This is a genomic window from Pedobacter sp. SAFR-022, assembly GCF_051965375.1.
In the GTDB taxonomy this organism is placed as follows: Bacteria; Bacteroidota; Bacteroidia; order Sphingobacteriales; family Sphingobacteriaceae; genus Pedobacter.
This window is the reverse complement of sequence record NZ_JBQCME010000003.1, coordinates 65,099-85,085: the sequence shown is the minus strand read 5'-3', so window position 1 is coordinate 85,085 and position 19,987 is coordinate 65,099. Positions and strand designations below refer to the sequence as shown.

General features: G+C 44.7%; 19 protein-coding genes. 9 read left to right on the top strand and 10 right to left on the bottom strand.

What is annotated here, in order from left to right:
- Window positions 1–112: 112 nt before the first annotated feature.
- Together ACTHQF_RS08695 and ACTHQF_RS08690 are read right to left on the bottom strand one after the other, a co-directional pair.
- Window positions 113–1,018, bottom strand: coding sequence for a hypothetical protein (locus ACTHQF_RS08695; protein WP_440429723.1), 906 nt, complete (start codon window positions 1,016–1,018; stop codon window positions 113–115).
- A 6-nt stretch (window positions 1,019–1,024) separates the two neighbouring features.
- Window positions 1,025–2,203: an acetyl-CoA C-acyltransferase gene (locus ACTHQF_RS08690; protein ID WP_440430181.1), complete on the bottom strand. Its 1,179-nt coding sequence runs from the start codon at window positions 2,201–2,203 to the stop codon at window positions 1,025–1,027.
- 200 nt (window positions 2,204–2,403) lie between these two features.
- Here ACTHQF_RS08690 and ACTHQF_RS08685 point away from each other — a divergent pair, with 200 nt between their 5' ends.
- Window positions 2,404–3,138, top strand: coding sequence for a DUF481 domain-containing protein (locus ACTHQF_RS08685; RefSeq protein ID WP_440429722.1), 735 nt, complete (start codon window positions 2,404–2,406; stop codon window positions 3,136–3,138).
- Window positions 3,139–3,217: 79 nt separating this feature from the next.
- Window positions 3,218–3,493 (top strand): hypothetical protein, encoded by a 276-nt coding sequence (locus ACTHQF_RS08680; protein WP_440429721.1) that lies wholly within the window; start codon window positions 3,218–3,220, stop codon window positions 3,491–3,493.
- Window positions 3,494–3,706: 213 nt separating this feature from the next.
- On the opposite strand, the gene ACTHQF_RS08675 is transcribed toward ACTHQF_RS08680, so the two are convergent.
- Window positions 3,707–4,825 (bottom strand): hypothetical protein, encoded by a 1,119-nt coding sequence (locus tag ACTHQF_RS08675; RefSeq protein WP_440429720.1) that lies wholly within the window; start codon window positions 4,823–4,825, stop codon window positions 3,707–3,709.
- Window positions 4,826–4,890: 65 nt separating this feature from the next.
- Between ACTHQF_RS08675 and ACTHQF_RS08670 the strand changes: the two genes are divergently transcribed.
- Window positions 4,891–5,670, top strand: a complete 780-nt coding sequence (locus ACTHQF_RS08670; protein ID WP_440429719.1) for a DNA-formamidopyrimidine glycosylase family protein — start codon at window positions 4,891–4,893, stop codon at window positions 5,668–5,670.
- Here ACTHQF_RS08670 and ACTHQF_RS08665 read toward each other — a convergent pair.
- Both ACTHQF_RS08665 and ACTHQF_RS08660 read right to left on the bottom strand, forming a co-directional pair.
- On the bottom strand, window positions 5,656–6,396 hold the full coding sequence (locus ACTHQF_RS08665) for an endonuclease (protein ID WP_440429718.1): 741 nt from the start codon (window positions 6,394–6,396) through the stop codon (window positions 5,656–5,658). The two genes, ACTHQF_RS08670 and ACTHQF_RS08665, sit on opposite strands and share 15 nt — an antisense overlap.
- Window positions 6,397–6,406: 10 nt before the next feature.
- Entirely contained in the window at window positions 6,407–6,934 is a 528-nt protein-coding gene (locus tag ACTHQF_RS08660; protein WP_440429717.1) for a sigma-70 family RNA polymerase sigma factor, read from the bottom strand.
- Window positions 6,935–7,071: 137 nt separating this feature from the next.
- On the opposite strand from ACTHQF_RS08660, the gene ACTHQF_RS08655 reads away from it, so the two are divergent.
- On the top strand, window positions 7,072–7,350 hold the full coding sequence (locus ACTHQF_RS08655) for a hypothetical protein (protein WP_440429716.1): 279 nt from the start codon (window positions 7,072–7,074) through the stop codon (window positions 7,348–7,350).
- A gap of 9 nt (window positions 7,351–7,359) precedes the next feature.
- The gene (locus ACTHQF_RS08650; protein ID WP_440429715.1) at window positions 7,360–7,845 is read left to right on the top strand and encodes a CinA family protein; all 486 of its coding nucleotides are present in this window, start codon (window positions 7,360–7,362) and stop codon (window positions 7,843–7,845) included.
- Window positions 7,846–7,878: 33 nt separating this feature from the next.
- Here ACTHQF_RS08650 and ACTHQF_RS08645 read toward each other — a convergent pair whose 3' ends face one another.
- Window positions 7,879–8,508 (bottom strand): DUF4142 domain-containing protein, encoded by a 630-nt coding sequence (locus ACTHQF_RS08645; protein ID WP_440429714.1) that lies wholly within the window; start codon window positions 8,506–8,508, stop codon window positions 7,879–7,881.
- A 119-nt stretch (window positions 8,509–8,627) separates the two neighbouring features.
- Between ACTHQF_RS08645 and ACTHQF_RS08640 the strand changes: the two genes are divergently transcribed.
- Genes ACTHQF_RS08640 through ACTHQF_RS08630 form a run of 3 tightly spaced genes read left to right on the top strand, consistent with a single transcriptional unit; the run spans window position 8,628 to window position 15,807 of the window.
- Window positions 8,628–9,845: an exonuclease SbcCD subunit D C-terminal domain-containing protein gene (locus tag ACTHQF_RS08640; protein ID WP_440429713.1), complete on the top strand. Its 1,218-nt coding sequence runs from the start codon at window positions 8,628–8,630 to the stop codon at window positions 9,843–9,845.
- Window positions 9,842–13,516, top strand: coding sequence for an AAA family ATPase (locus ACTHQF_RS08635; RefSeq protein ID WP_440429712.1), 3,675 nt, complete (start codon window positions 9,842–9,844; stop codon window positions 13,514–13,516). Before ACTHQF_RS08640 ends, ACTHQF_RS08635 begins: the two co-directional genes overlap by 4 nt.
- A 32-nt stretch (window positions 13,517–13,548) precedes the next feature.
- The gene (locus ACTHQF_RS08630) at window positions 13,549–15,807 is read left to right on the top strand and encodes a cellulase family glycosylhydrolase (protein WP_440429711.1); all 2,259 of its coding nucleotides are present in this window, start codon (window positions 13,549–13,551) and stop codon (window positions 15,805–15,807) included.
- On the opposite strand, the gene ACTHQF_RS08625 is transcribed toward ACTHQF_RS08630, so the two are convergent.
- The 4 genes from ACTHQF_RS08625 to ACTHQF_RS08610 form a co-directional block, all read right to left on the bottom strand.
- A complete protein-coding gene (locus ACTHQF_RS08625) occupies window positions 15,800–16,720 on the bottom strand; it encodes a DsbA family protein (RefSeq protein WP_440429710.1) in 921 nt (306 codons plus the stop codon). The genes ACTHQF_RS08630 and ACTHQF_RS08625 overlap by 8 nt on opposite strands.
- 126 nt (window positions 16,721–16,846) lie before the next feature.
- Window positions 16,847–17,500, bottom strand: a complete 654-nt coding sequence (locus ACTHQF_RS08620) for a DsbA family oxidoreductase (protein ID WP_440429708.1) — start codon at window positions 17,498–17,500, stop codon at window positions 16,847–16,849.
- 73 nt (window positions 17,501–17,573) lie between these two features.
- Window positions 17,574–17,867, bottom strand: coding sequence for a GNAT family N-acetyltransferase (locus ACTHQF_RS08615; protein ID WP_440429707.1), 294 nt, complete (start codon window positions 17,865–17,867; stop codon window positions 17,574–17,576).
- 83 nt (window positions 17,868–17,950) lie between these two features.
- Window positions 17,951–18,733, bottom strand: coding sequence for a glucose 1-dehydrogenase (locus ACTHQF_RS08610; RefSeq protein WP_440429706.1), 783 nt, complete (start codon window positions 18,731–18,733; stop codon window positions 17,951–17,953).
- Window positions 18,734–18,862: 129 nt separating this feature from the next.
- On the opposite strand from ACTHQF_RS08610, the gene ACTHQF_RS08605 reads away from it, so the two are divergent.
- The gene (locus ACTHQF_RS08605) at window positions 18,863–19,987 is read left to right on the top strand and encodes a glycosyltransferase (protein WP_440429705.1); all 1,125 of its coding nucleotides are present in this window, start codon (window positions 18,863–18,865) and stop codon (window positions 19,985–19,987) included.

The following is a 19,987-nucleotide window of genomic DNA, read 5'->3' as shown; positions in this document are numbered from 1 at the left end:
GTTAGACGTAGAAAACTAAATTATCAAAGTTGGGCAAGTTAATCAGACATTGTCAAAGTCGCAAATATTAAATCGTTGGCCCAACGTGGCTGTATGTGCTGCAAGGGGCTATTTAAAACTTCTTTTTGGCTGGAATATCCTTACGGGAAGGATCGATATACAAGGCATCCTGATCATCGGGATCATTGTTCAGCTCGATGTTTTCCAGCAGTTTCAGGCGGCCCTTACTGATCGCATAACCATCAAAGCTAGAGTCTGACGCGTAGTATTCAAAATTCCCTTCCATTGCCGGATCATAAGGCGCCAGATGATCAAGAACGATCATATTCACTTTCTTATCGAACCTAAGTGTCATGGAGTTCATCTTGTTGTAGGTGAAAATCAAGCGGTTCCTGGCACTTAGCTTTCCCGCCTGCTCGAACACAGGTTTGCCAAATACTGGTGTGCCATTTTTAAAAGACAAGATCTCAATCACTTTGCTGGTTGTTTTTGGGCTGTTACCCTTCCAGCCGAGTAGGGCATAATAGGTTTCTTTTCCATTTTGCACAGGCACAATCTCATAATATCGACTGCCGAACCATGTCTTCGGCTCAGCTACAGCATTGCTATCCGGTAAATTCTCTGTATGGTCTATTAAGGGAAATAGCTGTAGTATATTCTTTGATGGCATCTGAATGGTACCGAAATACCTGAAGCCGCCTTCATTGGTCGGTACAAACCAGGTGTAAAGTTTAAAAGCGCCGTCCGGGGACTTCACCGCAGAGATCATGCGCAAAGAATCGAATGGGAAGTCGAACGAACCTGGCAGCCTGAGGGCTTGTACAAGTGTTTTTATGAACCTGGCATTTTGCTCAAACCGCGCAGTGTTTTCTGTCGCGTTTGTAATGTCTTCGCTGATCCTGCTTAAGCTATCCTGAAGTTGAGATAACGTATGGGGTGTATTTTGCTGCGCCCGGCCTTGAAACCCAGCGCAGCAAAGATAACCCATTATGATAAAAGCTCTTAAAGCCTTTCGCATTAGATTTTAATTTAGTTTCTCGATAACAATTGCACTTGCACCACCACCACCATTACAGATACCCGCAACGCCGATTTTACCATCATTCTGATGAAGTACATTAACCAAAGTAACCACAATACGGGCGCCGGACGCGCCAAGCGGGTGCCCTAATGCCACTGCACCGCCATTGATGTTTACCTTCTCACCATCAAGTTCCAAGGCCTGATTGTTAGCAATTGCCACAACGGAGAAAGCCTCGTTGATCTCGAAATAATCAACATCCTTGATGTCGATGTTTCCTCTTTTCAGTGCCAGCGGAATCGCTTTGGAAGGGGCAGTGGTGAACCATTCCGGAGCCTGTTGTGCATCAGCATAGCTGATGATTTTCGCCAACGGCTTAAGTCCAAGCTCCAGGGCCTTTTCCATGCTCATCAACACCAAGGCGGCGGCCCCATCATTTAAGGTCGAAGCGTTCGCTGCCGTTACGGTACCTTCTTTTGCAAATACCGGCTTTAAACCTGGGATTTTATCAAACTTCACCGTTGATGGTTCTTCGTCCTGATCTATTACGCTAATGTTGCCTTTGCGATCCTTGCTCTCAATAGCAACAATCTCGGTCTTGAACTTGCCGGATTCATTTGCTGCCTGCGCACGCTGGTACGAAGCTATGGCATAGGCGTCCTGTTGTTCCCTGGTAATTTCACAAGTGCTGGCGCAAAGTTCTGCCGCCGAACCCATATGATAATCGTTATAAACATCCCAAAGTCCATCTTTTACCAACCCATCGGTTAAGGTACCATGACCCAGGCGGTACCCCGTCCGGGCTTTATCCAGGTAGAACGGTACATTACTCATGCTTTCCATCCCACCGGCAACAATAATGTTCTGTTCACCTAAAGCAATACTTTGTGCAGCAAGCATAATTGCCTTTGTTCCAGAAGCACAAACTTTATTGACGGTCGTGGCTGGCAGATCATGTAAACCCGCATTTTTAGCGGCTTGCGTTGCCGGAGCTTGTCCAAGATTTGCGGACAACACATTTCCCATATACACTTCCTGAACGTCCTCCGGCTTGATGCCGGCACGTTCAATGGCTCCCTTTATGGCGAAACCACCCAGCTGAGTGGCGGAGAATCCTGCTAAGCTACCACCAAAAGCGCCTATTGGTGTTCTAACTGCAGATACGATAACAACTTCTTTCATCTTGTTCATATTTCATTTTCCTGATGATACGATCATGATCTTAAACATTCATATTTTAAAATAAAAGATCATGATCGTTTCCATACTTGTTTATATAATTTGGTTCTAACAAAGTTAACAAAATAAGCTTAGCCAGCCAATGAGGCATTCGTTTGAAAACCTTTTGCAGGAGGACTTGTTTTTAGATTTTACGAACAACTATGACCCGAAGCCTACTAATCTTGTGTTTCTCTCTATTCCTCAGTATAAACGCCTTTGCGCAATATTCAGATAGCACACATTACTTTTTTGGCTATGCTTTTACCGGATCGATCAATAAAACGGATGATGGAACGGCACATCTGCTCAACAATGCCGTTAAACTTGGCATGAAGAAAAAGAGTGTGTCCATGAATTTTAACAACGCCTACGTCTTTGGTAAGCAGAACGGACAGCTTACCAATGATGATTTATCCTCTGCATTTGACATAAACCTTTACAAGACCTTCCCGCACTTTAACTACTGGGGACTAGCGAATTTCAATAAGAGCTTTTCGCTTAAGATCAATCAGCAATGGCTTGCTGGTGTGGGGATCGCCTATAGTATTATTGACAAAGAGAATGCCTACCTGAACCTGAGTGACGGTGTTCTGGTTGATCATAGCGACCTTGTTTTGGAAGATGGCACTGCAGATAAATATGAAACACTACGCAACTCATTTCGTTTCAACTACAACTTTGTGATCAAAGGAAAGATCGTTTTTAACGGCTCTAACTTTATCCAGAATTCCCTTTCCAATAAGAATGACTTCAACATCAAAACCACGAACCGCCTTGGTTTGAAATTTAACAAGTGGCTAAATTTAAATGCGCAGGTAGATTACAACCGTGTGAACCGCAACAATCGTGAAAACCTGTTGCTTAGTTATGGCTTGAGCTTCGAACGGTATTTCTAATCTCCCGACTAAGTTTCCTGACTATCCAAACAACCCTAGAACCGGGTTGTTATACAAGAGAAACTAAAATTGAAAAGCTATGGACACTCCAGAAAATAAATTACCATTAGACGACAGCATGGGACAGGACTTTGATGAACAATCAAGTCAGCAGGACGTACATTCCAATGGTTTAAGTGACGAGTTCGTCTTAAACCAGCTTAAGGAAGATGATGAAGATAACGACGGCATCCAGATGCCAGAATCTGAACTCCTGGAACAAGCTATGGATTCTGCTGAGCCTTCTTTCACACTTGATCCAGAGGCTGGAATTGCACCGAGACAATCTGACGAAGAAAGTAACGTAAAAAGTTAGGAAAGCCTGTAAGTGGATCCAATACGTACGGTGATCAGCTTCAGTTAAGACCCAGATGAAACGCAGAACGAACACACCTACCGTGTGCGGCTGATGTGCGGTTGATCTGGGCTTGATGTGCGGCTCATCTGCGGTTGATCCAAAGCAGGGAACAGAAAAAAAGAGGGCCAATTGTTTAAGCAATTGGCCCTCTCGTATTTACAGCAGTAAGCTTTACGGAATGGATTTCTCGTAGATGCGGTAACGTTTGTACGGTGTACCCTTGATTGCGATAATGGCGTTATTTACCAGATCATTGTGTTCCAGTGTCCAGCCTGCCTCTGCATATTCCAGACCTTTCTTACGGTACGATTTGATAATAGAACCATAGATACAAGCTTCGATACCCATTTTGCGGTAGCCATCAACCACGCCCAACAGCAAAATGCGGATGCCTTTAATCTTCTTTTTGCCCAATAGTAGTTTGAAGATACCGGTGGGCAGCAGGCGACCTCTCTTAATTTTTATCAAGATTTCATTTAGATCCGGGATGGCTGCGCCAAAACCGATAACCTTGCCATGTTGCTCCGCAATGAAACAGAAATCCGGGTCAAGGATCATCTTCAGATCTTTAGCCTGGTAATCGTATTCCTCATCATTTAGCGGCACAAAGCCAAGGTTTTTGTCCCAGGCCTTGTTATAAACCTCACGTAGCGCTTCTGCTTCCTCTTTGAATTTTTTCATGTTGATCTTGCGGATCACAATGTCATTGCGCAGAAGCCGTTCTTCAAGTCTGTCCATCAACTTAACCGAACGGTCGTCATAGTTTTCGCCGTTCCATTTCCAGGCAAGCAGATCCACCTTCTTTGCCAACTGCCAGTTCTCCAATAAGGTCGCATAATACGGGGCGTTATAGGGCATCATGACCACAGGAGGAGAGTCAAAGCCTTCAATTAATAACCCGCAGGACTCATTGGTCGAGAAATTTACCGGACCCACGATTGTCGAGAGTCCTTTTTCCAGCAACCAGCTTTTCGCCTGATCTAATAGGAGATTGGCTGTCTCCTGATCATTTATACAATCGAAGAAACCAAAAAATCCGTCGTTGGTTCCGTTAAATTCATTGTGAGCAGTGTTATGGATAGCAGCGATGCGGCCGATAATCTTGTTTCCGTCGAACAAGAGGAAACATTGTAGCGAAGAATGTTTATGGAAAGGGTGGGTTGTTAGCAGATCCCGCTGTGCGATAAACAATTCGGGTACATAGTTTGGATCATGTGCATATAGATCATGAGGAAAATCTATAAAGGATGTTAAATCACTTTTAGATTTTACCGGTACTATTTTCTTCATCGGATTCTTGTAATTTGGAGCTAAGTTATTCTAATTATTCAAATTCATCATCAAAACAATATCATATGCCAGAGCTACCGGACCTGCAGGCTTTTAGCCAAAACCTTCAACGGCGCCTTGCTGGGAAAAAGGTTAGCGGCGTAATTTTAACTTCTAAGAAGTCGAATGTAACAGCTGCCGAGCTGGAGCAGGTGCTGAAAGGACAGCATATCAAGGCCGTGTTCCGGGAAGGTAAGCAGTTGCGCCTTAGGTTTTCGAACGATGTACTTTTAGGTTTACACCTCATGTTGCACGGTGAATTACATGTTGTGCAAGCAGAGGAGCAGCCGAAATTTAGTGTTTTCGAACTCCTGCTGGATAGTAAAGAAAAGCTGGTATTGTCCGATTTTCAGAAACAAGCACGTCCGACCTTAAACCCTGAACCATCAAACGTGCCCGATGCGCTATCAGATAGGCTTGATGTTGCCTATTTAAAAACGCTGTTATCTGGTAAAAAGGCAATCATCAAGAATGTCCTGTTAGACCAGGATGCCATTAGGGGCATTGGAAACGCCTATGCGGATGAAATTCTCTGGCATGCCCGGATATCGCCCTTCTCCGTCAGCGCTGCATTGCCAGATAAAACGCTCCGAAAATTGATAGCATCTATAAAGGAGGTGCTAGAACAAGCCATTGATAAAATACTTGCAGAACAGCCCGACATCATTTCTGGTGAACTGCGCGATTTTATGGTTATTCACCAGTCGAAAAATCCAGAAAGCCCAACAGGGCACAAGATTGAAATTAAGAAGAACGGCGCCAGGAAAACCTATTTTACCGATGAGCAAGTGTTATATGAGGTATAGCTTTTGACAATTCGTGCAAAAGTAGGAGCGGCGGTTTGTTTTGCCTAAATATGCTTTATGAAAGGGGATCTGGCATCGTGGACATATCTTTTTCGTATGTGCAAGCCAATGTGCTTTCAGTGTATATTCCTTTTTCCATTCCAGAAACTCGAAGCTATAAGTTTTTGCTTCCTTGATCAAGGCCTTGAGTTTTGTTTCCGGTAAAGCGCCAATAACACTTGCCGGATGGACCTTAATGCGGAACAATACCTCATTCTTGATGATGTTGCCCACACCAGCGAAAATATCCTGATCAAGTAAGGCATCGCATGCCATCAATTTAGGCTTGGCATGAAGCTTCAGCAGGGCTGCGGCAGCGTTCCAGGAGGGCGACATCACATCTGCAGACCAGTCATAATGCAGGTTGACGTCGCCTTCCAGGTATTGAACAGAACAGCCATAGAGATTTATTTCATCCTGATCAAAGTTCAGGCGCAGCCTTGGTTCCCGATCTTTACGCTCGTTGATCAGATAAGTGCCAAAGAGTAGAAAGTGTACACGAAGGCTAAAACCATCAAAGCAGATCAAAAACTGTTTACCCCAGCTTTTAAAATCTAAAATCTGCTGGTTTAACATGCGTTCGCTATCAATCTTAGTATTGCCGCTTACGCCTTTTACATACTGCCCTTTAAGTTCCAGTGCGTCTACAATTTCTTTAAGAATAATGATGGAGGGACCCTCTGGCATTTACGCTGGATTAATCAACGATTTCATGCATGTTTTCGGCGTAAACTTTCAATCTGGATTTCAGGATTTGTCTAGCCAGGTGTATCCGGGTTTTTACTGTACCGATTGGAATTTCGAGCATTTCAGCGATTTCCTGGTATTTGTAGCCTTCAAAGTATTTTACGAAGGGGGTGTAGTATTCTGGTTGTAGTTTAGAGAGAATTTTGTTGATGTCGTCTGTTACAAACTTGCTGTTGCAGGTGTTTGATTCAGCATTATTGGAGAGATTTTGATTACTGATCTCCTCTGTCTGGACGATCACGTTTTCTTTTCTTTTGATCCTTCTGTATTCGTTGATGTAGGTGTTCTTTAAGATGGTAAACAACCATCCACGTAAATTAGTTCCTTGTTTAAAAAGTCCTGAATACCGGAAAGCTTTTAGCAATGTATCCTGGACCAAATCATTGGCATCATCAATATCTTGAGTGTATTTTAGGGCAAACGCCTGAAGCGCATTCTTGTGGTCACAGATCTGTAAATTGATGTCTAAATTTTTCATAGGTTTTAATTTATAGGATGTTTCAGTTTCAGAACAATCTATGTACCAAAGTATTAATACCTGCGAATATGTTTTTAAATACGGTCCCAAACTAAGTATCAGCTTTGCTGTTTATAAGTTAAACAAATAAGATGGACATGGAGAACGAAAATTTAAAAAATCAGAACGGCGGTACGCCGGATGAGGAGTCTGTAAAATTGAACAACGACACTGATTTTGAAAATCCAAGTGTAGATCCCGGTTTCGCGGAATCTGGTGATGATCATGATGAGCAGATGGAAGGCCGGGATGATAAAAGATCCGGTAATATCGATTCCAATAAAAGCATCAAGGAAATGCGTGAAGAGTTCGATCAGGATCAGGATGCGATGAATAATGACTCTGCTGAGGGTGCTTTTGACCCCACGAAAATATAAGGAGCGTTTATGCCAGCAAAAGTAGTTGAAGAATGTGCAAAGTTGTTAGCTGCGCAGGAGCTTAATATTGCCTTCGCCGAAAGTGCAACAGTTGGCCGTATGGCTGCCGAATTCGGGCTCACGGACGAAGCAGGGAAGATTTTAAAGGGTGGAATAGTTTGTTACGATGCCGGTGTAAAGGAAGATCTGTTGAAGGTAGATGATGAACTGGTGGAGCAGTTCAGTCCGGAATCGGCAGAAGTTACCGAAGCTGCGGCAAAAGGTTTAAGGGCGCTCATGCCTGCATCTATTCACGTCGCCATTACAGGATTAACCTGCCCAGGCGGCAGCGAGTCTGAAGAGAAGCCCGTGGGGACGATGTTTATCCATTGTATTTCCGATCAGTTTGAATTTGCGGACCGCATAGAATTTACCGGCGGTAAAGAGGTGATCATCATGAAATGTATCGAACATTTCGCCGGAAAGTTGATACAAAAAATAAGCCCTGATCATTGATCGGGGCTTATTTGTAGTTGCATTTAAGCACAGTTACAATTTCTGTGCAGCCTCATAATGGCTTTGAATCACGGCTAGTGATTTCTCTGCAAATTGTTTCACCTTCTCTTCCCTGGTATTTGCGCCAAACTTGAATAGTTGCACCGCTTTATTGTGACTATTGATCATCATGTCCTTATAGTGTTTGTCGAACTGCGCACCTTTAAGGCCTTTCATCATATCCAGCTCTTCACGTTGCTCTTTGCTAAAATCACCTTTGAGAATTATCTGGCTTTCTGTTGCAAGTGCTTCGGCTTCTTTATCCATCTGTGTATGATCCTTGATCATCATTTCTGCGAAGGCTTTGATTTTAGGATTGGTACTTACCTGCAGTGCCTGTTTAGCCATAGTGATCTCCAACAAGCCAGATGCTTTGGCGCCATCCATAAAGATTTTATCGTCGTCAGACACTTTGGTGTGCTGGGAAATGTTATTATCGTTTGGTCGATTACCTCCAGGTTCAGGGGAACTGCTGAGCTCCTTAGAGGCTGAACCGGCAGCATCACTTTGGAATGTGGTATCTTCAGTCGTATTTTGGTTTACGGCACGCGTCTCCGGACTCTGGCAGGCCGGTAATACAAAAATCAAGCTTGTTAGAAAGCAATAGGCGATATTCTTTTTCATAGTTGTCATTTTTGTATAATAAACATTACAACTCCGAATAAAGTTTGTGTTTTTTGAAGGCGGCAAGCCCAGCCCAATAGCGCTGAAAGAAATATTGCCGTAACTTAGGGAGACTATTTATGAAGATACTACATACGGCCGACTGGCACTTAGGCAAAAAACTGGAGCAGTGTGAACGGACTGAGGAACACCAGGATTTTTTGGATTGGCTGATCGAAAAACTTCGCGCAGAATGCATTGACGTGTTAATCATTGCGGGAGATGTGTTTGATACCGGATCACCCTCTAATACCGCATTAGAACAATATTATCACTTTCTACGTATGGTGAAAGATACCTGTTGCAGGGAGGTGGTAATTATTGGCGGTAATCATGATTCCATCAGTACGCTCAATGCACCTAAGGCGCTATTAAAATATTTTAACGTACATATTGTTGGTGGCGTTCCAGAGGTGTTTACAGAACAGATCATTCCAATACATGATCAGCAGGGCAAACTCGAACTCGTGGTTTGTGCCGTGCCTTTTCTTCGCGACCGCGACATCAGGCTTTCCATATCCGGTGAAAGTAATGAGGAGCGGGAGCAACGCATAAAACAGGGAATCAGTGATCATTATCATCGTTTCGTGGAACACATCACCACTTATAAAGAAGCAAACGTTCCCGTGATTGCAACCGGCCATTTGTTTGCTGCAGGTTCCACAACGTCTGAAAGTGAGAAGGAGATCCATGTTGGCAACTTGGGTCAGGTACATGGTGATCATTTCCCGGTGGAGTTTAATTATATCGCGCTTGGACACATCCACAGACCACAGCTGGTGAACCGGATGGAGCATATCCGTTATTCGGGCTCACCAATTCCGTTGAGCTTTTCAGAGAATGAAGATAGAAAGCAGGTGCTGATACTCGAATTTCAAGCAGGTACCCTGATCAGCCTGGTGCCACACGAGGTACCTTGTGGCCGTAAGCTCATCCGGATTAAAGGTGATCTGGAAAGTGTGAAGCGAAAGTTGCTGGCATTGGAAGACCCAGGACTGAAATATAAGCCCTGGGTAGAGGTACAGGTTGAAACAGAAACTGCGATTCTGGATCTGGATCAGCAGCTTGCGCAGATACAGGCGGAAAAACCTTTTATTGAACGTTTCTTTCCTAGGCAGAACCGGACACGGCAGCACAAAACGCTTGACGCTTTTCAGGAGGAACTCGCATTGAAGGACCTTACACCCAAAGCCGTATTTGTGAAACGCTGTGAATCAAAGGTCGCTGAAGAAGAGTTCCCTGAACTAATGAAAACGTTTGAGGAAGCATTGGAATTAATGGGGCAGAAGGCAGAATGAAAATACTAAGCGTAAAATTTAAAAACCTCAACTCGCTGCGAGGGGAGCATAAAATTGACTTTGGCCAGGTTCCATTTTCAGAAACCGGGTTATTCGCCATCACTGGTCCTACCGGTGCTGGTAAAACCACCATTCTTGATGCGATCACCGTAGCCTTATATGGAAAGGTGCACCGACATAACAGGGATGTAGATGAGATTATGTCCAGACATACGGGCGACTGTTATTCCGAACTGGAGTTTGAAGCAAGGAATCAGGTGTACCGTGCAAAATGGTCTTTGCACCGCGCGGGAGGTAAGCCGGACGGCAAGTTGCAAGCAGAGAAGATGGAACTGTCCGAATTTCGGGATGGCGACTACGTCATGATTGGTGAACATCGGGTTACACAGATCCGCCAGCAGATTGAAAGTATCTGCGGCCTGGATTACCAGCAGTTTCTGCGTTCCGTGATTCTATGCCAGGGAGATTTCACACAATTTTTGAAGTCGAGCGACAGAGATCGTAGTTTCTTGTTGGAGAACATCACCGGCACTGAAATCTATTCTCAGATATCCGTGTTTGTATTTGATAAGCTGAAGGAAGAAAGAGAGAAACTCAGTGCCTTGGAAAGCCAGCTTGGCAACGTAAAACTGCTAAGTGCGGATGAAAAATCAGCCTATGAGCAACAATATGCTGAGCTTTTTGCGCAAGAAAGCAAACTCAGGGCGGAACAACAGGCGACATCCTTGAATATCGCCTGGATAGAAAATATCCAAAAGCTTGAGCTCAGAAAAACAAGCCTGAATACGGAGGCAACACTGCTGAGTGGTAAATTTGCAGCAGCGCAGGAGGACTTCGAAAAGTTAAAATGGCACCATGCGGCTTACCGGTTTAAGCCCCAGTACGACAACATCAATGAGCTGATTACCGAAGAGCAGAAAACTGCAGTAAACTTGCAGCACATGGAAGCCGGGCTACCCGTGTTAGCGGAACAATTGAAAAGTGCAATTGCCTCCCTGAAGCTTGCGGTAGCGCGTCATGTTGATGCAGAACGGCTTTTGGAACAGCAAAATCCATTGATTGATGAAGCAATCAAAAAGGACGAGGGCCTTAAAGGTCTAGCTGGCGCCTTAGCTGCCGCTGAGGCCGAGCATAAAGCCATTCAGCCCGAGATTGTTGCCATCAGCACTAAAAAAGAAGATTATGAATCCAGAATAAAGCGTTTTACGGTAGAACTTCAGCAGCTTCAGGATTATCAGCTTGCAAACACGGCAGATGCCAACTTAGATAGGCAATTATTGGTATTTGAACAGCAGCTGCAGCGATTAAACGAGGTTTTAAATGCTTTGTCTGTTGCAGAACGTGATCGATTAAAAACGGTAAATCTTATCAAAGAAGGTCAGCTTAGCTTGGAAAAGCATGCGGCACAACTGAAGACGGCCGAAACGCGCTATGCAGATTTAGGGCGTGAGATCACTGCTTTGGAAGAGCAGTTGCTCCATGGATTACAGGGTAGGGAGCTTGAAAAGTTGGAGGCCGAGGTGGAAGGTTTACCCTTGCTGATCAATCATTATCAACAGCAATGGGACACTGTAACCGCGCTGGTAACTTTCCGGAAGGAATATGCCACGATACAAACTTCTCTTAAAGCAGCGGCTTTGCAACTAGGTGTAGAAGAAGAGCGATTTGCGAAGCTGGAGCTGGAATATGAGGCATCAAGGAAACTCCTGGAAGTACACGAAAGGCTTGTCGAAGCGGAGCAGCGCTTTCAGAAGTATGAGGCTGACCGGGTGCATTTGAAAGATGGGGAGCCTTGTGCATTATGCGGGGCCTTGCATCATCCTTTTGCCTCGGGTACACACGAGCATCAACTATCGGAGGCCCGGCGACAGCTTGAAGAGCAGCGGAAGGTTGTCGATATTCTTGATAAAAAGCTGCTGGCTTCTAGAATGGAAGTTCAGAAACTTAAACTTACCGTCGAGAATGCAGACAAGTCCCTGCAGGATAAACTAGATGCAGGCAAGACTTTGAAGCTGAAATTTGAGGCCATAAACAACGAACTACCAGAGGCCGTAGGGGACAAAGATCCGCTTGTGATTGAACAGCTCCGGAATGCCACGAGAACGCGATGGGAAACCTTGAAAAGCAGCTTGCAACTTGCGAAGCAGCGAAAGGAGTCAGTAACCAAATTTCAGAAACAACAAGATGAAGTAAAGATTACAACCATTAACCTGGAAGGTGATACCGCGCTGATCAAAGAGAACATTAAGAATAATGAGGAGCAGCTGGAACGAATTCAGCTGGTGACCAAACAGCTGGAAGAGCGCCAGGCGGAGGCTGTGTCTGGCATACAGGCGTTGCTGGATCCACTTCAGATTGCCTTCGATCAGAACACATTGGATGAAATTCATAGTACCTTGAAATTACGTTCGGAGCGGTATCAGGAATCTGAAAGAAAGTTGAAAACCCTCAGCGAGGAAACCGCCAGGCTTGGAAAAGAACTTGATCCACTTGCCTTTAATCTGCAGGAAAATTTAAAAGCTGCGGAGCGGATGCAAATTCAAATTGCAGCACTGTCGAGGCAGCTGTCGGATTTAAGTGCTGAACGTGCTTCCCTGTTTGGAGATAAAGATCCAATCGAAGAACGTAACCGATTGACCCTGGAGATCCGCAATCTCAGTCTGGCCAAAGATAAGGCGCTGGTGTTGCAGCAGGAGATGCAAAAAGAACATTCTGAAGCTGAAATTTCTATCCGCCAGCTTAAAGAAAACCAACGCTTACTGCGTGCCAAGCTGGAGCGGTTAGAGGAGGAACTGACTGTTCAACTTCAGAAGGAAGGCATTGCTGGTATTGGCGCGATTGTGGGACTCCTGCTTCCAGAGACGCAGGCTGTGGAGCTGGCAGATCTAAAACGTCAACTTGAAGAAAGTATCAGCACCAATCAGGAGTTGATCAAACGTACGGAGCAGGAGCTGGAGCTGGAGTTGAAGAAAGCGCTTACCAGCACTCCGCTGGAAAGCTTACAGGCGCAGATAAACACGATCGGGGATGCGCTATCTGCCTTAAACCAGGAAATTGGCCGCATTAAGGGGATTTTTGCTGCTGATGAAGCAACGATCCGTCAACATGAAACCATTACCGGGCAGATTCATTTGCAGCAACAGGAATTTAGCCGTTGGAATAAGCTATGCAATTTGATTGGTTCTGCGGATGGGAACAGCTTCAGGATGTTTGCACAGGGATTGACCCTGGCGAGACTCACGGAATTAGCTAATAAGCACCTGGCACAGCTGACCAACCGCTATAGCATTTTGAAAAGCAAGGATAAGGATCTTGGGCTCGAGATTGAAGATCATTACCAGGCAGATGCCACAAGGCCGATGGCGACACTCTCCGGTGGAGAAAGTTTTCTGGTGAGCCTTGCACTCGCGCTCGGGCTTTCTGATCTGGCGAGCCATAAGGTTCAAATCAACACCTTGTTTATTGATGAGGGCTTCGGGACTTTGGATGCTGACACGCTGGATGTCGCGATTTCCGCATTGGAGAATTTGCAGGCAAAAGGAAAGACAGTTGGCATCATATCGCACGTCGAAGCATTAAAGGATCGCATCGGTACGCAAATTCAGGTTGAAAAACAGCCTGGAGGTTCCAGCAAGATCAGAATTCAACATTATGGTGCGGTTATGGTATAACCTGCACCCTTATAAATCATTTAGAAGAATACATGAAAATTAAGCGTTCCATACTGGCTCTGCTGTTTGTCCCCCTATTAACAACGGCTCAACAAACAAGTAATCCAAAGAATGAGATCTACATTGATAAAAAGGGATTGTTGCGATTGCAGTCTGATAATCGCGAAGCCAGCTACTTCGGGGTGAACTATACCTTGCCATTTGCTTACGGCTATCGCTCGCATAAGAAGCTGAATATTGATCTCGAAAAAGCCATTGATAAGGATGTTTATCATCTCGCACGGCTCGGTATTAACGCTTTTCGCGTGCATGTTTGGGATACCGAGATCAGTGACTCACTTGGTAATCTGAAGAATAACGAACACCTGCGGTTATTCGATTACCTTATCGCCAAACTTGAGGAACGGAACATCAGGATTCTAATTACACCGATAGCGTTTTGGGGTAATGGCTATCCTGATCAAGATGAAAAAACAGGAAGTTTTGTGGAAGTTTATGGCAAGGGCGGCGCAGTGGTAAATGAGCAGGCCTTTATCGCTCAGGAACGCTACCTGGATCAGTTTTTCAGGCATGTAAATCCATACACGAAGAAGTCTTACGGCGAAGATCCTTTTGTGATTGCTGCCGAAATCAATAACGAGCCTAAACATACCGGCCCGAAAGCCCGTGCAACCGAATATGTGAACAGGATGGTTAAAGCGGTACGGCAAACCGGATGGAGCAAGCCAATCTTCTACAATATCAGTGAATCGCCAAGCTATGCGGATGCTGTCGCAGGTTCAAATGCAGACGGATTCAGCTTTCAATGGTATCCGACCGGCCTTGTCGCCGGACATGAGCAACAGGGTAACTTGTTGCCACATGTAGACCGCTACCATATCCCGTTTGACACGATTCCGGCTTTTCGGAATAAACCCCGGATGATCTATGAGTTTGAATCTGCAGACGTGTTAAAACCATACATGTACCCTGCGATGGCGAGGAGCTTCAAAGCAGCAGGTATGCAATGGGCTACGCAGTTTGCCTATGATCCGATGGGTACAGCCCATGTAAATACTGAATATCAGACACATTATCTAAACCTGGCTTACACACCATCGAAGGCGATCAGTTTGTTGATTGCTTCCAGGATCTTTCATCATCTTCCGGCATATAAGGAGTTGGGTAGCTTTCCTGCGAATACGACTTTCGCGGGGTTTAAGTTAGATCCGCAGGCTGCGGCTGCAGAGATGAATACAGAGCAAGAATACTATTACACCAGTGGAAGTTCATCTAAGCCCATAAACATCAAGACCCTGCAACATATAGCAGGCGTAGGTTCTTCAGTTGTGCTGAAATATGAAGGCTCGGGTGCGTATTTCCTGGATAAAGTAAAGGATGGCGTGTGGCGCCTGGAGCTGATGCCTGATGTGAAGGCGTTGACAGATCCGTTTGGCATGAACGAGCTTGATAAACCGGTAACGACAACCATCTGGGCAGAACATCTGATGAGGGTCAACCTGCCGGACCTGGGAGCCGGTTTCGAGGTTGTGCCGCTAAATGATGGTAACAAACACCTGGCTAAGGTCAAAGGCAATGAATTTACCATTGCGCCAGGTACCTACCTGATAAAACGTAAAGGGCTTGTATTTAGGCCTGCAGCTCAAATGAAACTTGGAACGCTGGGCTTGAAGGAGTTCGTTGCTCCAGAGCAGGTCTATAGTAGAACAGCGCCTCTAACTGCCGGACAGGACTTAACTGCAAGCGCAGGAAACGGTGTCCGGCGAGTATTATTCGATGGAACAGATAAGTCCAGTAATGTCGCTGTATATTCACCTGACTGGGACACGGATCCTTATACATTTACCTGGACAGAACAAGATGGTGGTTCACTGAACCTTAAACACAAGCCTTCAGGAAAAGGGCAGAATAGTGGTATGCAGGTATATGTTAAGGGAATTCCCGGCAATGCAGGCTCCAGCCTTTTGGATTACAAAACCATTTCCCTGCAAGTTGAGGCTCAGCAAGAGACTGCAGGTAAGATCGTTTTAGTAGACCAGGACGCAAATGCGGTCTCCGCTACGATAAAGATTGGAACAACCGGTAATGCAGTTAAGGTCTTAATTAATAGCATGGAACCTGGCAGTTTTATGCTGCTGCCCCGCCCATATCCTGGTTTCCAGGCACTTCAGTTTGAGCGCAAGGGAAAGCAGGTCTTCAATATTCAGAAGCTTGAAAAGGTCCAGGTGTTGCTGCAGGGTGATGACCAGCAGAACGAAGTTCGTATAAAGCGAATTGAACTGGTTAAATAGTATTCTTTAAACGCCAAAGATAACCGCTCTTTGATCTGTACCTGTCCAAACGGTCCAGCTCAAAGAGCTGGTTTAAAAAGGTTTCTGCCTCAGCCTTGTTCTTATGGGTCAGTACCGCATACTCTTTGGTTGTCATAGTAGGGTAGTAGCTAAACAGATTCAAGTAATTCGTGTTTATCGGCTTTTTTGTTGCTAAAGGGTTCCACTTTTGAATGGCTTGTTCGAACTCTTCGTAAGGTTTAACACCATACAGTAAATAGGATTGCTGATCGGCATCACTGAACAAGATGGAAGGAAAGCCTTTTATACCAAAACTTCTTGCCAATTTTACGTCGTTCTCAAAATCTGTCACTGCAGGACCGTTCATGTCACGTTCCAGTTGCACGGGATTAAGTTGGCTCTGCAATGCAGCTGTTTTCAGGTGTTGTACACGCGTGATATTCTTCTTTTCCAGGAATACCATTTCCTTTATCCTGCGGTAGAAAGTCAGTGCCTTATTAGGATCTTGAAGTTGTGCAGCCTTAAAAGCTATTGCTGCGGGAAAGGAAGAGTGTAGGGGGTCTTCCAACCAGATGTCACCATCTATAGGCATGTCATAATGTTTACTGGCTTGATCCCAGTGACCCGCAACATCTTCCGGCTTTTTCACGTCATTACCTTTGTAGGCAGACCAGCTTGCCAGCAATCCCCCCATCCGGTATTCCAGATTGAAGAAATCACCATATTCAAGTTTCAACTTCCTGAGATGTGGTTCAATACCCCAGCAGGAAGAGCAGATTGGATCGGTAAAATATAGAATACTTATCTTTTGCTCAGGTGCTGAGCCGGGATTTTTTAAAGCAGTTTGGCTATGGGTAGGAAGGTTGCAGGTTCCAGCCTCAATATCACAGAAGAACTTAGTTTCTTCACTCATGTCCGTTATCTTGAATATTTATTTTTCAGCAATAGTCTACTATGTTAGAAAATTAAACGAATGGATAGGGCTCATGTGTGTGAATCGAGCTCAAGATAGGAAATTAAATAAATATTTACCGACGGTTTAACCTTTTTTAACATCAGCCTTGGATTCCCAGGCCTTTTTCATAGTTTGCAGGAACAATTCAGGTGCCTGCGCACCGGATACTGCATACTTATCATCAAAAACGAAGAATGGAACACCACGGATCCCAATACGCTGCGCTTCCAGCTGGTCAATCCTGACCTCTGCATCAAAGTCCTCGGAGCTAAACAGCGCGCTAAGCTCTTCTTCCGGTATCCCTACACTTTTGCCTGCAGCAATAAGGACACCCTCATCATCAATGTTCTTACCCTGTGTAAAATGTATGCTGAATAGTTCCTCTTCGATTTCGTTTCCGAGGTTTTTGGTTTTTGCAAGTTGTATAAGTCTGTGTGCTTTAAAGGAATTTGCAACTACAGATTGTTCAAGCTTGAAGTTAAGGCCCACTTCCGCGGCGGTCCTGGTTACGTTGTCAAACATTTCGACCGCCTCGCTTTGCGGAATGCCTTTAGCCGCTGCGAAATAATCATAGATGCTAGTGTCTTCAACGGTTTGAAGATTTGGATCAAGCTCAAAGCTCTTCCAGGTGATGGTCACCTCCTCTTGATGTGCAAAGTCGGCTAGTGCAGCTTCAAACTTTCTTTTCCCGATGTAGCAGAACGGGCATCTTACGTCCGACCAGATTTTAACTTCCATATATGTGTATTAGTTTTCCAAATGTAGCTTTGTCTACACATTCAAGTGTTGATGAATTGCAAGAATTCCTGGCTTAATGGTCTTCTGCGACAATCCTGTTCCATTCGGGATGCCTTTTAAGATAGGCCCGCACGTATGAACATGCCGGTACAACCTTCAGGTTCTTCCCCTCCAGATAGATGAAAGACTTTTCTACCAGATCAGCCGCCACACCTTTACCGGTCTGTTCTTCAGGCACCTCAGTATGCATCAGGTAGATCTTATCACCTTCCAGCTCATAACCGATAAAGGAGCGTTGTCCTTCAACCCACAATTCCAAGGCATGCTGAGTTTTGTTGTCTTTAAGTTCGATATCTTGATATTTCATATTTGATCGCTTATCCTCGATTTCAGCTATAAACAACTTCAAACCTGTATTGTGTTGGAATTGTGGGATTGTTCAACGCTGGACTAGTAGCTGTTTGATTGTCCACCGTCTATGGCAATGATCTGGCCATTAACATAGGCACAATCGTCACTCATAAGAAACACGACTAGTTTCGCAACCTCTTCGGGCAGGCCCAGACGTTTTGATGGGTTATTAAGAGAGAAGGCTTGCTCTGCCTGTTTTGGGTTTTCCGGATTCATCTGTTTGAAAGCTTCTTCAACCATAGGCGTGAGGATCGCGCCGGGTGCGATGGCATTGATCAGAATACCATCTTCTGCATACTCTACCGCGGCATTCTTAGTTAATCCAGATACCGCATGTTTACTTGCAACGTATGGCCCTTCATTTAAGACTCCTCGGATACCACCCACGGAGGTTGCATTGACAATGCGACCACTTTTCTGGGCCTGCATAACTGGAATGACATAGCGCATACCGTAGTAAACACCCATCAAATTGATGTCGATAACTTTCTTGAAAGATTCCATATCATACACGGCAAGCTTCGCCTGTTTTCCTTCAACGCCAGCGTTGTTGTAAAAACCATCAATGGTCCCAAATTCGGATACAGTCTGAACGACATAAGCCTTCACCGCTGCTTCATCTGAAACATCTGCGGTAATGGTTAAAACCTTGGTGTTTGGGTATTCACTTGCTAACAGCTTCCTGACATTTTCCAGTTCGGCAGCATTGTAGTCTACTAATGATAATTTTGCGCCTTCTTTTGCGCATTCCATAGCTGTGGCTTGCCCTAAGCCCATTGCAGCGCCTGTTATTACGATAACTTTACCTTCAAGTCTCTTCATATCGTCAATATAGTTTTAAGTGTCATTTGAAAATGTAACATTCAGTACGTAAGTTATTTTTCCTAAGTTACATTTATTTGGAAACAAACTCGCCTTAATGCTGTTCAGCAGTAGATTTCAGCTTATGTTATGGCAGGCAAAAGAAAACGTGTTTTATTCTTCCCCCTTAATCTTCTTTCGCATTACTTGAGGTGTTTGGTGCTGGCAGATTCCTATGACAAAACTGCGTACGATATTCGCTTTCTAAGCTCGGATAGATACAATACGTATGTGAAGGCCCGGGGTTACGAAGTGTTCTCCTGTGCGAGTTTTGATGCTGAGTTTGTCATGCATTGTACCAATAATTTTAGTTTTGAGTGGCTCAATAGAACGGATATTGAACGTGTCCTGATCGGTCAGGTGAAGTGTATTAATGCGATGAAGGCAGATGTGGTGATTGGCGATGTGGCCCCTACCTTGAGAATGGCCGCTGAACTTGCCGGTGTGAAGCATATTACACTTGTAAATGGCTATATGACCAGATATTATGCAGCGACACGGAAGATCCCCAGAAAACACAAGGCATATGAACTGATGCAGCAACTGCCAGCCCGTTTTGCGGAAGCATTAACGACTGTCGGGGAACGGCTGGCCTTCAGGAAAATACATGCTCCATTTGATAGTTTAAGGAAGAAATACAATTTGCCAGCAGTAAAGGACTATCTGGAGGAACTAGAAGGTGATGAAAATCTGATCTGTGATATGCCTGAACTATTTCCACAGAAGTTTCTTCCAGCTGCTTACCGCTTCATCGGACCCTTAATCTATCATCACCCGGAAGATCAGCCTGATTGGCAGGATCAAGTAAACTGGAATAAGCCGCTGATCTGTGTATGTATGGGAAGTACTGGCAACTGGGAGCTGCTGCGCTTTTTAAATGACCCCTATTATAGCAGGTACACCATTATCACTGCAGGCGATCAAGCAGGTGTACTTTCGGCTGATCACATCATCAATCGGAAGTTCTTGAACTTGAATAAAGTACTTGAAAGGTCCAATCTCATGATTTGCCATGGTGGAAATGGAACCATATACACGGGCATTCTAAACCGGGTATTCATGCTTTGTGTAGCAAGCCATTTCGAGCAGGAATACAATATTGATGCGCTTGAGCGGAATGGCTATGGAAAATCTGCCGCTGGATTTACAGAAATGAATTGGAAAGCGCATATACGTTTTCATTGCGATAGGTACAAGCTAAAACAACCTGCTTAA

What these genes read in the sequence shown, in the direction of transcription:
- ACTHQF_RS08695 (WP_440429723.1), bottom strand. Translation starts at nt 1,018, where the DNA reads ATGCGAAAGGCTTTAAGAGCTTTTATCATAATGGGTTATCTTTGCTGC.
- ACTHQF_RS08690 (WP_440430181.1), bottom strand. Translation starts at nt 2,203, where the DNA reads ATGAAAGAAGTTGTTATCGTATCTGCAGTTAGAACACCAATAGGCGCT.
- ACTHQF_RS08685 (WP_440429722.1), top strand. Translation starts at nt 2,404, where the DNA reads ATGACCCGAAGCCTACTAATCTTGTGTTTCTCTCTATTCCTCAGTATA.
- ACTHQF_RS08680 (WP_440429721.1), top strand. Translation starts at nt 3,218, where the DNA reads ATGGACACTCCAGAAAATAAATTACCATTAGACGACAGCATGGGACAG.
- ACTHQF_RS08675 (WP_440429720.1), bottom strand. Translation starts at nt 4,825, where the DNA reads ATGAAGAAAATAGTACCGGTAAAATCTAAAAGTGATTTAACATCCTTT.
- ACTHQF_RS08670 (WP_440429719.1), top strand. Translation starts at nt 4,891, where the DNA reads ATGCCAGAGCTACCGGACCTGCAGGCTTTTAGCCAAAACCTTCAACGG.
- ACTHQF_RS08665 (WP_440429718.1), bottom strand. Translation starts at nt 6,396, where the DNA reads ATGCCAGAGGGTCCCTCCATCATTATTCTTAAAGAAATTGTAGACGCA.
- ACTHQF_RS08660 (WP_440429717.1), bottom strand. Translation starts at nt 6,934, where the DNA reads ATGAAAAATTTAGACATCAATTTACAGATCTGTGACCACAAGAATGCG.
- ACTHQF_RS08655 (WP_440429716.1), top strand. Translation starts at nt 7,072, where the DNA reads ATGGAGAACGAAAATTTAAAAAATCAGAACGGCGGTACGCCGGATGAG.
- ACTHQF_RS08650 (WP_440429715.1), top strand. Translation starts at nt 7,360, where the DNA reads ATGCCAGCAAAAGTAGTTGAAGAATGTGCAAAGTTGTTAGCTGCGCAG.
- ACTHQF_RS08645 (WP_440429714.1), bottom strand. Translation starts at nt 8,508, where the DNA reads ATGAAAAAGAATATCGCCTATTGCTTTCTAACAAGCTTGATTTTTGTA.
- ACTHQF_RS08640 (WP_440429713.1), top strand. Translation starts at nt 8,628, where the DNA reads ATGAAGATACTACATACGGCCGACTGGCACTTAGGCAAAAAACTGGAG.
- ACTHQF_RS08635 (WP_440429712.1), top strand. Translation starts at nt 9,842, where the DNA reads ATGAAAATACTAAGCGTAAAATTTAAAAACCTCAACTCGCTGCGAGGG.
- ACTHQF_RS08630 (WP_440429711.1), top strand. Translation starts at nt 13,549, where the DNA reads ATGAAAATTAAGCGTTCCATACTGGCTCTGCTGTTTGTCCCCCTATTA.
- ACTHQF_RS08625 (WP_440429710.1), bottom strand. Translation starts at nt 16,720, where the DNA reads ATGAGTGAAGAAACTAAGTTCTTCTGTGATATTGAGGCTGGAACCTGC.
- ACTHQF_RS08620 (WP_440429708.1), bottom strand. Translation starts at nt 17,500, where the DNA reads ATGGAAGTTAAAATCTGGTCGGACGTAAGATGCCCGTTCTGCTACATC.
- ACTHQF_RS08615 (WP_440429707.1), bottom strand. Translation starts at nt 17,867, where the DNA reads ATGAAATATCAAGATATCGAACTTAAAGACAACAAAACTCAGCATGCC.
- ACTHQF_RS08610 (WP_440429706.1), bottom strand. Translation starts at nt 18,733, where the DNA reads ATGAAGAGACTTGAAGGTAAAGTTATCGTAATAACAGGCGCTGCAATG.
- ACTHQF_RS08605 (WP_440429705.1), top strand. Translation starts at nt 18,863, where the DNA reads ATGGCAGGCAAAAGAAAACGTGTTTTATTCTTCCCCCTTAATCTTCTT.